Here is a 1,129-nt window from a genome sequence, read left to right on the forward strand (position 1 = left end):
ATGAAACAAAAAGTAGTCACTTTTGGAGAGATTATGTTACGTCTAGCACCCGAAGGATATTATCGCTTTGTACAAGCCGATACTTTCGGAGCTACTTATGGTGGTGGAGAAGCCAATGTTGCGGTTTCTTTAGCTAACTATGGTTTTGATGCCAAATACGTAACTCGTCTTCCAAATCATGAAATTGGCCAGTGTGCCATCAATTCATTACGCAAATATGGTGTAGACACATCTTATATTGCTCGTGGTGGAGACCGTATTGGTATCTATTACTTAGAAAAAGGGGCTAGCCAACGTCCTAGTAAAGTTATCTATGATCGTGCAGGCTCTAGTATTTATACAGCTACAAGTGCTGATTTTAACTGGGATGAAATTTTTAAAGACTGTGCTTGGTTCCATATTACAGGTATTACACCTGCTTTATGTGACAATGTAGCAGAACTTACAATAGAAGCTTGTAAGAAAGCAAAGGAGCATGGTGTAAAAATCTCATGTGACTTGAACTATCGTAACAAGCTATGGTCAAAAGAAAAGGCTGGTGAAGTCATGGCTAAGATCTGTGAATATGTCGATGTATGTATTGCCAATGAAGAAGATGCAGCCGATGTATTTGGAATCAAGGCCAGTGATACAGATGTAACAAGTGGTGAAGTCAATCGCGAAGGATATAAGGAAGTAGCTAGTGAATTGACAAAACGCTTTGGATTTGAAAAAGTAGCCATCACATTAAGAGAGTCAATCAATGCCAATATCAACAACTGGTCAGCTATGTTGTATGATGGAAAAGATTACTATTTCTCAAAGAGATACAACATGCAGATTGTAGATCGTGTAGGTGGTGGAGACAGCTTTGGAGCTGGATTGATTGCCGCAAGCCTAGAAGGATATGATCCTCAGGCAACCATTGAATTTGCGGTAGCCGCAAGTTGTTTAAAACACTCTGTCGAAGGTGATTTCAACATGGTGAGCATGGATGAAGTGTTGAAATTAGCTGGTGGAGACGGTTCAGGCCGCGTTCAAAGATAAACCAATAATTTAGGTAGCAACAGATTACTATCATGTATTTATTTCTCCTAATTTACAACAACAATATACTTACATTAAAATGTCTAACTTTTAGTCGTCTGTT

Annotated in this window: 1 protein-coding gene; it reads left to right on the plus strand. The window is 38.9% G+C overall.

Annotation, left to right across the window (positions count from 1 at the left end; genetic code table 11):
* Window positions 1-1,026 carry a sugar kinase gene (locus tag NE544_RS11960; RefSeq protein WP_256269493.1) on the plus strand — a complete coding sequence of 342 codons (1,026 nt, stop codon included), beginning with the start codon at window positions 1-3 and terminating at the stop codon, window positions 1,024-1,026.
* Window positions 1,027-1,129: the final 103 nt, after the last annotated feature.

The organism is Holdemanella sp. MSK.7.32, from assembly GCF_024460475.1.
Taxonomy (GTDB): domain Bacteria; phylum Bacillota_I; class Bacilli_A; order Erysipelotrichales; family Erysipelotrichaceae; genus Holdemanella.

Coding starts and splice junctions, on each gene's coding strand:
- NE544_RS11960 (WP_256269493.1), top strand. CDS start 1: ATGAAACAAAAAGTAGTCACTTTTGGAGAGATTATGTTACGTCTAGCA.